This is a genomic window from Nocardiopsis sp. iso_25 (assembly GCF_056173305.1).
In genome coordinates this window covers 882,868-896,177 of sequence record NZ_CM149667.1, presented here as the reverse complement: position 1 = coordinate 896,177, position 13,310 = coordinate 882,868, and the positions used below count along the sequence as shown (strand labels likewise).

Here is a 13,310-nt window from a genome sequence, read left to right as displayed (position 1 = left end):
AGGGGAGAAGTGAACGATTTCGCCACTTCGAGGCGCAACCGGATGCGCCCCGTTGCGATACCGTCACCTTGGCACCGGTCGCGCGTCGAAGCGGCCTGTTCAGTGCCCTCTCCCACACCCGGGTCGCACGCCGCCCAAGCCACCTAGGATGTAACACATGACTGCGATGACGACTGCCACGAACCAACGCCGTGTGCTCCTCGCCAATCCCCGGGGCTACTGCGCCGGTGTCGACCGCGCTGTCATCACCGTCGAGAAGGCCCTGGAGCAGTACGGCGCGCCGATCTACGTGCGCAAGCAGATCGTGCACAACACCCACGTGGTGCGCACCCTGGAGGAGCGCGGCGCGATCTTCGTCGAGGAGACCGAGGAGGTGCCCGAGGGGGCCATCGTGGTCTTCTCCGCGCACGGCGTCTCCCCGGTCGTGCACGAGGAGGCGCACAGGCGCAGCCTCAAGACGATCGACGCCACCTGCCCGCTCGTCACCAAGGTCCACAAGGAGGCCAAGCGCTTCGCGGCCGAGGACCGGGACATCATCCTCATCGGCCACATCGGCCACGAGGAGGTCGAGGGCACCAGCGGTGAGGCACCCGAGCACATCCAGATCGTCGAGAGCCCGGACGAGGTGCACAAGGTCCAGGTGCGCAACCCGGACAACGTGTCGTGGCTCTCCCAGACGACCCTGTCGGTGGACGAGACCACCCAGACGGTGGACGCCCTGCGCGAGCGGTTCCCGAACCTGCTCGACCCGCCCAGCGACGACATCTGCTACGCCACCTCCAACCGCCAGGACGCGGTCAAGGCGATGGCGCCCGAGTGCGAGCTGGTCATCGTGGTCGGCTCCGACAACTCGTCGAACTCGGTCCGCCTGGTGGAGGTGGCCCTGGACGCGGGCGCCGACGCCGCCCACCTGATCGACAACGCCTCGCTGATGGACGACTCCTGGCTGGAGGGCGTGACCACGGTCGGCGTGACCAGCGGTGCCTCCGTGCCGGACATCCTGGTGCGCGAGCTGCTCGACAAGCTGGCCGGGCACGGCTACGGCACGGTCACCCCGGTGACCACCGCCGACGAGACGCTGACCTTCTCGCTGCCCAAGGAACTGCGCCGCGACCTGCGCGCCGAGTAGCGCGCGGGCTCCCGCACACCGGGGGCGCACACAGCTGGTACAAGAGGCGCCCGGTCGGTTCTCCGACCGGGCGCCCCGCCGTGCGGGGGCGGACGCGACCGGAGGCGGCCGGAACCCGCGTTCCCCGCTCAGGCGCCGTCCGCGGACGTCTCGCCACCGTCGGCGTCGGTCTCCAGGCCCTCGGCCAGGAGGGCCAGCTCGTCCATACCGGCGGGGCCGGACACGACCAGGGTCACGCCCTCCTCGCGCAGGACCAGGGCGTTCTCGTCCTGGGCCTCGTGGTGCTCCCACTCGCGGCCGTCGACCTGGACCGTACCGACCTGCTCGGCGCCCGGGACCCTCTCCGCGAGGACGGCGGCGGGGTCGGCGTCACTCTGGGTCAACATGGCGTGGCTGTCCTCGGCGGTGGCGAAGCCCACGCTCCACTGAACCGGTCCGGACACGTCCACCGTGGAGCTGGTGGGCGTCCACCCCTCCTGCTCCAGGTCGGCGGAGGGCACCGTCACCGGGTAGTCCGCCGCGTCGCGCAGGACGTCGGCGTCCGGCCGGTACTCCACCGACGGAATGCTCTCGCCCGAGCGCGTGGAGACCACGAACGCCATGATCAGGACGATGCCGACGATGATCCCGAGGGAGATGGCGTAGTTCTTGAAGGTCGCGCTGGACCGGCTGTACTCACTCATGACGTCTCCAGCTTGCCCCAGGTCCGGGGCCCCGCCGACCCGGGGTGCGCTTAGCGCCGGGGTTCGAGCTGGGTGAGCAGGCCGGTGATGTCGTCGGCGAGCCGGCGGGCCTCGGCGTCCTCGCGCTGGACCACCTCGGCCACCGCCAGCAGCATCGCGCCGCTCACGACGATGAGCAGGGCCTCGTCCACGGGCTCGTCGGCCTTGCGGAACAGCGCCACGTTGCGGTCGGTCCACTGGGTGAGCCGGGCCCGCAGCTGGTAGTCGAAGCCGGGAGGACCGTCACCGCTGAAGAACAGCCGTGTGGTCTCCCTCTCCTCGATGCACCCGAGCAGGTAGGCGCGGGCGGCGATGTTCATCAGCCGCGTGGGGTCCTTCTCCCCCTCGGACCGGGCCCGCACGACCGCCTGGTGGGTACGGTCCTGCTGGCGCTGCTGGAACTCCTCGTACAGGGCGAGGTAGAGGTCGGCCTTGCCGCTGAAGTGGTGGTACAGGCTGCCGACGCTGGCCCCGGCCACGGCGACGACCTCGCTCACACCGGCCTTGGCGAAGCCCACCGTGCGAAAGACCTGGGAGGCCGCCTTGAGCAGGGCGCCGCGGGTGGCCGCGCCGCGCGTGGAGACCCTCGCGGGCTTGTCCGTCTTGTCCACTGTCACGCCTCACTCCAGTCCGGGTCACGCCAGAGTAGTCCGTCCCCGTCCGCCCGGGACCGCCCCGAGGGGTACCCGTGACCCCGCGGGTGTCACTTCGGGTGACTACCCTAAGACCTGCCCCCGACCTGTTCTCCCGACGGAAGGTGTGTCCATGTCGCAGTCCAGCAGCCCGCACAAGGCCCCGGATCGCAACCTCGCGCTGGAGCTGGTGCGCGTCACCGAGACCGCGGCGCTCGCCGCGGCCCGCTGGGTGGGCAAGGGCGACAAGATCGGGGCGGACGGCGCCGCGGTGCGCGGCATGCGGCACATGATCAGCACCGTGTCCATGAACGGGACCGTGGTGATCGGCGAGGGCGAGAAGGACAACGCCCCCATGCTCTACAACGGCGAACGGGTCGGCGACGGCGGCGGCCAGGACTGGGACGTTGCGGTCGACCCGATCGACGGCACCACCCTGACCGCCATGGGCATGCCCAACGCCGTGTCGGTGATCGCGATGAGTCCGCGCAACACCATGTTCGACCCCTCCGCGGTGTTCTACATGGAGAAGCTCGCCACGGGCCCCGAGGCCGCCGACGTGGTGGACATCGCCGCTCCCGTGGCCGACAACGTCCGGGCCGTGGCCCGCGCCAAGGGCAAGTCGCCGCAGGACGTGACCGTCGTCATCCTGGACCGCCCCCGCCACAAGCAGATCGTGCAGGACGTGCGCGACGCGGGCGCCCGGATCAAGTTCATCAGCGACGGCGACGTGGCCGGAGCGATCATGGCGGCCCGTGCGGGGACCGGCGTGGACCTGCTGCTGGGTATCGGCGGCACCCCCGAGGGCATCATCACCGCGTGCGCGATGAAGTGCCTGGACGGCGTCATCCAGGGCCGCCTGTGGCCCAAGGACGAGGAGGAGCGCCGCAAGGCGCTCGACGCCGGGCACGACTTGGACCGCGTGCTGCGCACCGACGACCTGGTCTCGTCCGACGACGTGTTCTTCGCCGCGACCGGCATCACCGACGGGGAGCTGGTCGGCGGCGTCCGCTACGAGTCCGCTCGGGTCGTCACCGACTCCCTGGTCATGCGCGGCCGCAGCGGCACCGTCCGCCAGGTGCTCAGCGAGCACCGCCTGGGCAAGCTGGCCTCCTACAGCGGTGTCGACCTGACCTCGGCCCCCTACCGGGGCGAGGAGCCCGAGTCGGCCTAGGACCGTCACGCCCCCACCGGAAGACCTCCGCGGAGAGCTCCACCCCGGTGTCCCGTCCCGGCCGGTACGGGACACCGGGCCCCTTCCCCACCGGCCGACCGAAAAAGGCGCGGGACGCGAACCACACCGGGTCGACGCGGCATCAGACCCGGCGTTGGTTGCGCGGTGCACGCGCCGAGAATTCCCCGCCGGAGGTTTGATGTCCTACCCCGATCCCCCACAGCAGCCCCAGTGGCAGCACCAGCAGCCCGGGCAGGGCTACCCTCCGCCCCAGGCTCCCGGCCAGCCCCCCGCGGGCTTCGGCGGCGGCGCGCCCGGCGGTCCGCCGCCCGCGGGCCCCTTCCCCGGGGGCCAGTACTCCGGCGGACAGGTGCCGCCCTCCGGCGGCGGCCGCAACAGGCGCTGGCTGATCCCGGCCGCCGCGGGCACCGCGCTCCTCCTCATGGGCGGCACGGTGTGGGCCACCGTCTCGCTGGTCAGCTTCGGCGGCCCCCAGCCCGAGGACGTGCTCCCGGGCAGCGCGCTCGCGTTCGGCAAGATCGACCTGTCCATCGACGGCTCCCAGGCCATGGAGCTGCTGCGGTTCGTGGAGCGCCTCCCCGACGAGGTCACCGCCGAGATGGACGAGCCCGACGGCGACATGACGGGGCTGGTCGCCGAGGGTTTCGTGGCCGCCTTCCCCGAGGCTCAGCAGGCCGAGGTCGAGGAGTGGATCGGCCAGCGGGTGGGCTTCGCGATGTGGCCCGCCAGCGGTGAGGCCGAGCTGGGCGAGGGCGCCGGTGTGGCCGGGGCGTTCGCGCTCGCGGTGGAGGACGAGCGGCTCGCCCAGGAGAACCTGGAGCGGCTCGGCGGCGAGTACGACGACCTCTACTTCGAGGTGATCGACGACTTCGCGCTACTCACCACCTCCGACGCGGCGCTGGCCGACCTGCACGCGCAGGTGGACGAGCACGGCACCCTGGCCGACGCCGACACCTTCTCCGGTGACATGGACGACCTGCCCAGCGGCAGTCTGGCCGCGGGGTGGGCGGACCTCGCGAGCCTGATGGAGGTCGAGGAGTTCGCCCGGGAGTTCGAGGCCGACCTGGCCGCCGAGACCGGTGAGCTGAGCGGCCGGATGACCGCGTCCCTGCGGGTGGACGGCGAGTACCTGGAGGCGCGCACGGACGTCTTCGACCTCGCGGTGGACGGCACCGACCTGGCGTGGCTGGCCGAGACGCCGGGGGCGAGCGTGGCGGCGATGGAGTCGCTGCCCGAGAGCACGGTCATGGCCTTGGGCGCCAGCGGTCTGGACACGGCGCTGACCGACGCCTACGAGAGCGACTCGATCCCGTTCATGACGAGCAGCGGCCAGATGCAGGAGATGGAGCGCCAGTTCAATTCGATGGGCGCCCCTCTGCCGGAGGGGTTCACCCAGCTGCTGGGCTCCTCGACCGCGTTCGGTGTCACCGACATGAACCTGGAGGGCTTCTTCGGGTCCGCGTACGGCGGCGGAGGGGAGGCGTCCTTCCAGTACCGCGCGGTGGGCGGTGACGAGCAGATCCTGAGCGACTTCGTCGAGAGCGCGGTCGTCGACTCCTACAGCACCCCGCCGGGTGTGAGCACCGACGGCGACGCCGTGGTGGTGTCCCGGGGCAGCAGCGCCACCGGGCGCCTGGGCGACGACCCGGTCTTCCAGCAGACCATGCAGGAGATGGACTCGGCGGTGATGGCCGGGTACATGGACCTGCGCCAAGTGCTGACCGAGAGTGAGGTCGAGGCCCCCGGTCAGTGGGGCGCCGTGGGCCTGGCGCTGAGCGTCACCGAGGAGGGGCAGCGCAGCAGCGTGGAGCTGCGCTGGTCGCCCAGCGGCGGCGAGTAGCCGCACGGGGTGACGTTGCGCGGACGGCGCGGGGGAGGGTGCTCCCCCCGCGCCGTCCGCGCGTGCGGGAGGCTTCAGCCGACCACCCGGCGTCTCATCCGGGCGCACGCCAGGAACCACATGAGGACCACGAACACCAGCAGCACTCCGAGGTGGAACAGCGCCGGTCCGGCCCCGAGGTTGCCGAAGACCACCCCGCGGATCAGCTCGACCGAGTGGTAGAGCGGGTTGGCCATGGCCGCGTTCCGCACCCAGTCGGGCAGCTCGGTGAGCGGGAAGAACGTGCCCGCCACCAGGAACAGCGGGGTGAACAGGCCGCTGAACACGTAGTCCATGGACCGCACCGAGTTGATCAGGGCGGAGATCCAGATCCCGAAGAGGGCGAAGGCGAACCCGGACAGGAAGGCGATGAGCGGCACGAGCAGCAGACCGGGGCCGGGGCGCAGCCCGAACCCGACCGCGACGAGCAGCGGGACGCACCCGTACACGCCCGAGCGCATCGCCAGCCACAGCGCCTCGCCGGTGACGAGTTCGCGCACGTCCACGGGGGCGGCGAGGATGCCCTCGTAGGTGTGCAGGAAGCGTCTCTTGATGAAGGTGTTGATGACCCCGGGCATCATCGACTGGAACAGCACCGACACCGCCACGATGCCCGTGCCGAGGAAGTCGATGTAGCTGTACCCGGCGAGGGTGCCGATGAGGGCGCCCATGCCGAAGCCGAAGCAGAGCAGGTAGAGGGTGGGCTCGACCACCGCCGCGAAGGTGGTCGCCCGCCAGGACTGGCCGTACAGGATCCACTCGCGGGCGACGACGCCCATCACCGCGTCGGCCTCCAGCCGGCCGGGGCGGGCGTGGATCTCGGGCCGGGCGTCATCCCGGGCCTGCCGCGTCTGGTCCGTCATTCCACACTCTCTCCGGTCAGGGCCACGAAGACGTCCTCCAGGGTGCTCACCCGGCGCAGCGGCGCGCCCAGCCGGTCGCGCAGGGAGTCGGGCAGCTCCTCGGCGCGCAGGACCGACACGGTGGTGCCGGTGCGCCGGGTGGTGAAACCGTGGCCGTGGACGAGGCGTTCGAGTCCGTCGACGCCCTCCTCACCCGGGGTGTACTCCTCCACGGTGGTCCCCGCGTACCGGGCGACGAGGTCGGTGGGGGCGCCGCGCTCGACGATCCTGCCCGCGGCCATGAGCGCCACCTCGTCGGAGAGGCGTTCGGCCTCCTCGATGTAGTGGGTGGACATCAGCACGGTGACGCCCTCGGCGCGCAGCGCGGAGATGACGCTCCACAGGTCCTGGCGCACCTGCGGGTCCAGGCCCACGGTGGGCTCGTCCATGAGGACGAGTTCGGGCCGGTGCAGCAGGGCGCGGACGATGAGCAGGCGGCGGCGCATGCCCCCGGACAGGTCGTCGACGAGGGTCGCGCCCCGGTCGGCGAGCTGGGCCAGCCGCATGGTCCGGGCGACGGCCTCGCGGCGTCGGCGGCGCGGGACCCGGTACAGGTAGGAGAACATCCGCAGGTTCTGCTCGACGGTGAGCTCCTCGTCGAGGTTGTCGTGCTGGGGCACGACGCCCATGCGGGCCCGGGCCCACTTGGACTCGTCGGGGATGGCGTGGCCGAGGACGCGGATCTCGCCCTCGTCGGCGAGGGACTGGGCGGTGAGCATCTTCATGGTGGTCGACTTGCCCGCGCCGTTGGGCCCGAGCAGGCCCAGGACGACGCCCTGCGGCACCTCCAGGTCGAGCCCGTCGACGGCGGTGAGCGAACCGAAGCGCTTGACGACGCCCCGGAGTCGCAGGGCGGGGACGGACGGTGTGTCACCGGCGTCCATGGTCGCGCTCCCGGACGGACGGCGACCGGGGACAGGTGTGGTCATGAACACAACCGTAGACAGCGTGGGCGGGGGATTTCCAGCGGGTTTCTCCGGCTGTGGAAACACTCCCGCCGCGCCGTGCGCGGCCGCGACGCGGCGGGCCGTGCGGGCCCCGCGGGGCGGTCCGACCGGCGGAAAAACCCGTTGTCCCGGCCGGGGCGCCCGCCTACGATCGTCCTCCGGACCCGTAGGAACGAGAATCCGGAGGACGACTCCGGACGGAGAAGGGTGAGTATGACCCGGAACGCGCCGAGCGCGCCTCACAGTCACGCGTGCCACCGCCGTACCCGGGCCCCGGGTGCCTGAGGCGGCCACGCCCCCCTCCGTCGAGAAGCGCTCGGCCTGCTCCCTGCTGTTCACCACCCTTTTCCAGCAAGGAGTACCTCCGGGTGTCCACCAACGATTCCTCCGGCCGCTCCGGCCACCGCTCCGCCACGCGCACCGGCGCCTTCGCCTGCGTGCGCTGCGGCCTGTCCGTGTCCCGTCTCGGTCCCGCCGGGGAACCGCGCGACCACTGCCCGAGCTGCCTGAGCTCACGCCACGTCCTGGACCGGGCCGGGGGCGGCGCCTCCGACTGCGGCGGGCGCATGGCCCCGATCTCGGTCGCGGTACCGCGCGGCGGCTCCTGGACGCTCATCCACCGCTGCGGCGTGTGCGACGAGATGTCCGAGAGCGCCGTCTCACCGGACGACAACCACCTCGTCCTCATGCGGATCGCGGTCCGGCCGCTGGCCGAACCGCCCTTCCCGCTCGACCTGTTCGGGGAGGTGTGAGCGTGGGCCGACGCAACACCCGTGTCACCAGGCGTCCCCAGCGCCCCAAGACCGTGCTGCACGCCCACGGCGAGGCGGGCGGCACGGGTTCGTTCCGCTGTGTGCGGTGCCGTCTGGAGATCCCGGCCCGCGCGCCGGGGACGGCCCACCGCAACCACTGTCCGCACTGCCTGACCAGCCTGCACGTGGACCTGCGGATCCCCGGCGACCGCGCGTCCGGCTGCCGGGGCGCGATGGACGCGCTGAGCATGGCGGCGCGACCGGACGGGGAGTGGATGATCGTCCACCGCTGCGTGCGGTGCGGTGAGCTCGGCTCCAACCGCGTGGCGGGCGACGACAACGCCCGCGCACTGGTCAGGGCGGCGGTCCGGCCGCTGGCCGCCTCCTCCGACGCGGTCGCCAGGCGGGCGCTGATGGACCTGTGACGGCGGGCGGGGCGGCCCTGATGGACCTGTGACGGCGGGCGGGCGAAGGCCTGAGGGCTTTCCGCCCCGCCCGGGCCCGGTCCGCCGTGCCTTCCGGCCGGGCCGGGACGCGGCGCCCCCGGCCCGAGTTCTCCCGTGGCCCCGGGCGGACGCGGGGCGCACCCGGACGCGCCGACGCGCGAGACTCCCCGGACGGGCGGCCGGCCCGGGGTTTCGCCTAGTCTGGGCGGTGTGAGTGAGGAAGTGTCCCCCGATCGGCTCCGCGCCTCCAACACCGACCGCGAACGTGTCCTGCGGGTCCTGCGCGAGGCCGCCGCCGACGGCCGTCTGGACCTGGAGGAGTTCGAGGAGCGCTCCTCCCTCGCGCACGAGGCCCGGACCCTGGGCGAGCTGCCCGGGATCACCGCCGACCTCCTCCCCGCGGAGCAGCAGCCCATCCGTCTGGACCGCCAGCCCGTCCTGGGCCTGTTCGGCAGGGCGGAGCGCAGGGGCCGCTGGGTGGCCTATCCCGACGAGCTGGCCGTGGCGCTGGTCGGCAGGGTCGAGGTGGACATGCGCGAGGCGCTCCTGATGCACAACCACCACCGCATGACCGTGACCGCCGTCCTGGGCCGCGTGGAGATCGACGTCCCCGAGGGCGTCGAGGTGCGGCTGACCGGCTGGTCGTTCCTGGGCAGGCGCACCACCACCGCGCGCCGCTCCGAGCTGTCCCATCCCCCGGTGCTGGAGATCGACGGGTTCTCCCTGTTCGGCGTGGTGCGCGTGCGCGCCCCGAGGAGGCGCCGCCTCCTGGGCTGGCGCCGCCGCGATCGCCGGCGCGGCATCGGGGCCTGACCGCGCCGACCTGCGAGGACCGCCGACCGGTCGCGGAGGGCGGCGTCGGTGTCAACATGACGCGTGCAACACCGCCAACCCCGGGTGAGGTGGCGGTGTGCTCCGGTGCGTCTGGCAATCTGGGGCTCACAGGTTTTCCCAGGGAGAGTTGGGTTGCAATGAGCGAGTTCCGTATCGAGCACGACTCGATGGGTGAGGTCAGGGTTCCGGCCGAGGCCAAGTGGAGGGCCCAGACGCAGCGTGCCGTCGAGAACTTCCCGATCTCCGGCCAGGGCCTGGAGGGCGCGCACATCGCCGCCCTCGGCCAGATCAAGGCCGCCGCGGCCAAGGTCAACGCCGAGCTCGGCGTCATCAGCGACGACCTGGGCAAGGCGATCCGGGAGGCCGCCCTGGAGGTCGCCGAGGGCAGGTGGAACGACGAGTTCCCGATCGACGTCTTCCAGACCGGCTCGGGCACCTCCAGCAACATGAACACCAACGAGGTCGTGGCGACGCTGGCCACCGAGCGCCTCGGGGCCCCCGTGCACCCCAACGACCACGTCAACGCGTCGCAGTCCTCCAACGACGTGTTCCCCTCCTCCATCCACATCGCCGCCACCTCCGCCGTCCAGAACGACCTGGTCCCGGCGCTGCGGCACCTGGAGGAGGCGCTCGGCGCCAAGGCCACCGAGTTCGCCTCCGTGGTCAAGAGCGGCCGCACCCACCTCATGGACGCCACCCCGGTCACCCTGGGCCAGGAGTTCGCCGGGTACGCCGCCCAGGTGCGCTACGGCGTGGAGCGCCTGGAGGCCGTCCTGCCGCGCGTGGCCGAGCTGCCGCTGGGCGGCACCGCCGTGGGCACCGGCATCAACACCCCCGAGGGCTTCTCCGCCCGGGTCATCGCCGAGATCGCCGAGCACACCGGCCTGCCGCTGACCGAGGCCCGCGACCACTTCGAGGCGCAGGGCGCCCGCGACGGCCTGGTCGAGCTGTCCGGCCAGCTGCGGACCATCGCGGTCGGCTTCGCCAAGATCGCCAACGACATCCGCTGGATGGGCTCGGGCCCGACCACGGGCCTGGGCGAGATCCTCCTGCCCGACCTCCAGCCCGGCTCCTCGATCATGCCGGGCAAGGTCAACCCGGTCCTGTGCGAGGCCGTGCTCCAGGTGACCTCGCAGGTCGTCGGCAACGACGCCGCGGTGGCCTTCGGCGGCGCGAGCGGCAACTTCGAGCTGAACGTGCAGCTGCCGATGATCGCCCGCAACGTGCTGGAGTCCGTCCGCCTGCTCTCCAACGTCTCGCGCGTGTTCGCGGACCGCTGCGTGTCCGGCATCGAGGCCAACGCCGAGCAGTGCCGCGTCTACGCCGAGTCCTCGCCGTCGATCGTGACCCCGCTCAACCGCTACATCGGCTACGAGGAGGCCTCCAAGGTCGCCAAGCAGTCGCTGAAGGAGAAGAAGACCATCCGCGAGGTGGTCATCGAGCGCGGCTACGTCCGGGACGGCAAGCTCACCGAGGCGCAGCTGGACGAGGCCCTCGACGTGCTGCGGATGACCAACTCCCAGTAGTCCGGACCCGTTCCGCCACGGGGCGCCCCGCGTGCGGGGTGCCCCTTCCGTGTGCCGGGCCGGGCGGTCGTGCGCCGGGCGGGGCGCACGGTGCCACGGGTCCCGGTTGTGCCTCACTCGGCCGTGAAGAGCCGGACCAGGAACCTTCCGGGCGCGGGAGGCGTCCGACATTCTTGAACGAGCACCTTGGAAGCCCGCCTTCGAGAGGGCAGTACATGTCGAGCAACAGCGACAGTGAACGCGTCGTCGCGGACCGCTACGTCCTGCGCCGTGAACTCGGCCGCGGCGGTATGGGGGTGGTCTGGCAGGCCTTCGACCCGACGCTGGACCGCGACGTGGCGATCAAGCAGGTGCTGCTTCCCGACCACTTCACCGACGCCGAGCGCGCGGACGCCCACGGCCGGGTCCGGCGCGAGGCGCGCTCCGCCGCGCGGATCAGCCACCCCACGGTGATCACCATCCACGACGTCTTCGAGTACGACGGCAACCCGTGGGTGGTCATGGAGCTGGTAGAGGGCGGCTCCCTCCAGGACCGGCTCAACGAGCGGGGCGCCCTGCCCCCGGACGAGGTCGCGGAGATCGCCGAGTCGCTGCTGCGCGCCGTGCGGGCCGCGAACGCGGCCGGGGTCCTGCACCGCGACATCAAGCCGGGCAACATCATGACGTCCCTGGACGGCCGGGTCATCCTCACCGACTTCGGCATCGCGACGGTGGAGGGCGGGCCGAGCATCACCCGCACCGGCGCGCTGATCGGCTCACCCGAGTACATGCCGCCCGAGCGGCTGGCGGGCGGGCCGGCCGAGCACCGGGGCGACCTGTGGAGCATCGGCGTGACCCTGTTCGCGGCGGTCGAGGGCGCCTCCCCGTTCCGCCGCGACAGCATCACCGCGGCGATCGCGGCGGTGATGTCCGCGCCGCTGCCGCCGATGACGCGCGCCGGATGGCTGGAGCCGCTCATCTCCGGCCTGCTGGAGCGCGACCCGGACCGCAGGCTGGACGTGGACGGGGCGCTGGCGCTGCTGCGCGGGCGCGGCGGGCCGAACGCGGGCGGTGACGACAGCGGCGGCTTCGGAGTGGCGGGCGCGGGGGCGTTCGGCGCGGCGAGAGCCGCGGGGGCGTCCGGAGGCGGCGCCCCGGCCTTCGGCAGCGGCCCGCACGCGGCCCCCGGGGTCAGCGGTCCGCAGAGCCCCCACCACGCGCCGAGCGGCGGCCGCCCCGGCACGGGGCCGCTGGGCGGTTACCCCCACACGCGGACCCCGCTGCCGCAGGGCCCGGTGACGGGGCCGCGCCCGCCGCGGGGCGGACCGGCCGACCCGGTGACGCCCGCGACGCCCTTCGCGCACGGGCACCGCACGGCCCACCAGCACCGGCCGCCGCACTCCGCGGGAGGCGGACACGGCGGTATGGGACGCGGCCCGGGCGGACCCGGGGGTCCCGGTGCCGCGCTCCACTCGGGCGGACACGGCGGCGCGCGTCCGGGCTCGGGGTCAGGGAACACCAGGCTCCTCGTCGGCGTGGGCGCCGCGGTGGTGGTCCTGGCGCTGATCGGCGGTGTGGCCGTGGTCGGCGCCACCCTGTTCGCCGGAGCCGAGGTCGAGGGCGGCGCCTCCGAGTCGCTGTCGGCGTCCGAGGGCGCGAGGCCCCCGGCGGAGCCCTCCGCCTCCGTCGGCGGGGACGAGGGCGGTGTCGGCAGCGGCAGCGGCGGTGAGGGCCGGGGCGAGGGCGGCACGACCGGGAGCGGGGACGAGGACGGGGAGCCGCCGTCCTACGACGAGCTGGAGACCTTCCGGTCGCAGTGGTTCCACGTGGACCACCCGGCCGGGTGGCAGGTGGACGACAGCGAGATCGAGAACACGCTGGCGGTGTTCGTCGCGCCGGGCGGCGACCACCAGGTGTGGGTGACCGGGTGGACCGAGCAGGAGTTCACCGGGACGAGCGCCGAGTACCTGGAGGACACCAACGGCGGGACCCGGGTCGAGGGTGACGTCACCACCGGCTACACGCAGCTGGAGCTGGAGGAGTTCGACGACGGCGACTTCGAGGAGGGCTGGGACGTCGCCCTGGTGGAGTCGGACTTCGTCAACGAGACCTGGGCGAGTCAGGAACGGCGCTTCTGGGCCTACGCGGTCAGCACCGAGCACGAGGGCGACCGGGTGTTCTACCTGGTCAGCGTGAACGTTCCGCGCGAGGACGCCGACTACTACGACGACCTGCCCGAGGACGTCATGGAGTCGTTCGACCCACTGCTGTGAGCGCGCCGCCCGCCGACCGCGGCGGGCCCGACACGACGGGGGCCGTTCCGGAAGGGAACGGCCCCCGCCCCTCGCGTGTGCGCCGGAGGCGGCG

Annotated in this window: 12 protein-coding genes; 8 read left to right on the top strand and 4 right to left on the bottom strand. The window is 72.6% G+C overall.

Annotation, left to right across the window (positions count from 1 at the left end):
- Window positions 1-157 precede the first annotated feature (157 nt).
- On the top strand, window positions 158-1,129 hold the full coding sequence (locus AC0VX6_RS04135; RefSeq protein WP_302475386.1) for a 4-hydroxy-3-methylbut-2-enyl diphosphate reductase: 972 nt from the start codon (window positions 158-160) through the stop codon (window positions 1,127-1,129).
- Window positions 1,130-1,257: 128 nt separating this feature from the next.
- On the opposite strand, the gene AC0VX6_RS04130 is transcribed toward AC0VX6_RS04135, so the two are convergent.
- Window positions 1,258-1,812, bottom strand: coding sequence for a DUF4245 domain-containing protein (locus tag AC0VX6_RS04130; protein WP_274976262.1), 555 nt, complete (start codon window positions 1,810-1,812; stop codon window positions 1,258-1,260).
- A 50-nt stretch (window positions 1,813-1,862) separates the two neighbouring features.
- The gene (locus AC0VX6_RS04125) at window positions 1,863-2,462 is read right to left on the bottom strand and encodes a TetR/AcrR family transcriptional regulator (protein WP_274978047.1); all 600 of its coding nucleotides are present in this window, start codon (window positions 2,460-2,462) and stop codon (window positions 1,863-1,865) included.
- A 154-nt stretch (window positions 2,463-2,616) separates the two neighbouring features.
- Between AC0VX6_RS04125 and glpX the strand changes: the two genes are divergently transcribed.
- Window positions 2,617-3,657, top strand: a complete 1,041-nt coding sequence (glpX, locus tag AC0VX6_RS04120; protein WP_248773422.1) for a class II fructose-bisphosphatase — start codon at window positions 2,617-2,619, stop codon at window positions 3,655-3,657.
- Between the two features lie 199 nt (window positions 3,658-3,856).
- Window positions 3,857-5,518, top strand: coding sequence for a hypothetical protein (locus AC0VX6_RS04115; RefSeq protein WP_274976261.1), 1,662 nt, complete (start codon window positions 3,857-3,859; stop codon window positions 5,516-5,518).
- A 74-nt stretch (window positions 5,519-5,592) separates the two neighbouring features.
- Here AC0VX6_RS04115 and AC0VX6_RS04110 read toward each other — a convergent pair whose 3' ends face one another.
- Window positions 5,593-6,420 (bottom strand): ABC transporter permease, encoded by an 828-nt coding sequence (locus tag AC0VX6_RS04110; protein WP_274976260.1) that lies wholly within the window; start codon window positions 6,418-6,420, stop codon window positions 5,593-5,595.
- On the bottom strand, window positions 6,417-7,343 hold the full coding sequence (locus tag AC0VX6_RS04105) for an ABC transporter ATP-binding protein (protein ID WP_274978046.1): 927 nt from the start codon (window positions 7,341-7,343) through the stop codon (window positions 6,417-6,419). The genes AC0VX6_RS04110 and AC0VX6_RS04105 overlap by 4 nt, the downstream gene beginning before the upstream one ends.
- A 431-nt stretch (window positions 7,344-7,774) precedes the next feature.
- On the opposite strand from AC0VX6_RS04105, the gene AC0VX6_RS04100 reads away from it, so the two are divergent.
- From AC0VX6_RS04100 to AC0VX6_RS04080, 5 genes are all read left to right on the top strand, one after another.
- Window positions 7,775-8,158, top strand: a complete 384-nt coding sequence (locus AC0VX6_RS04100) for an RNHCP domain-containing protein (protein ID WP_274976259.1) — start codon at window positions 7,775-7,777, stop codon at window positions 8,156-8,158.
- Complete coding sequence (locus AC0VX6_RS04095) at window positions 8,155-8,583, top strand: RNHCP domain-containing protein (protein ID WP_475467407.1); 429 nt, start codon at window positions 8,155-8,157, stop codon at window positions 8,581-8,583. Before AC0VX6_RS04100 ends, AC0VX6_RS04095 begins: the two co-directional genes overlap by 4 nt.
- Window positions 8,584-8,826: 243 nt before the next feature.
- Window positions 8,827-9,417 carry a DUF1707 SHOCT-like domain-containing protein gene (locus AC0VX6_RS04090; protein WP_274978045.1) on the top strand — a complete coding sequence of 197 codons (591 nt, stop codon included), beginning with the start codon at window positions 8,827-8,829 and terminating at the stop codon, window positions 9,415-9,417.
- A 158-nt stretch (window positions 9,418-9,575) separates the two neighbouring features.
- Window positions 9,576-10,964 (top strand): class II fumarate hydratase, encoded by a 1,389-nt coding sequence (locus AC0VX6_RS04085; protein ID WP_274976257.1) that lies wholly within the window; start codon window positions 9,576-9,578, stop codon window positions 10,962-10,964.
- A gap of 215 nt (window positions 10,965-11,179) precedes the next feature.
- Window positions 11,180-13,216 (top strand): serine/threonine-protein kinase, encoded by a 2,037-nt coding sequence (locus tag AC0VX6_RS04080; protein ID WP_475467406.1) that lies wholly within the window; start codon window positions 11,180-11,182, stop codon window positions 13,214-13,216.
- The last annotated feature ends 94 nt before the right edge of the window (window positions 13,217-13,310 follow it).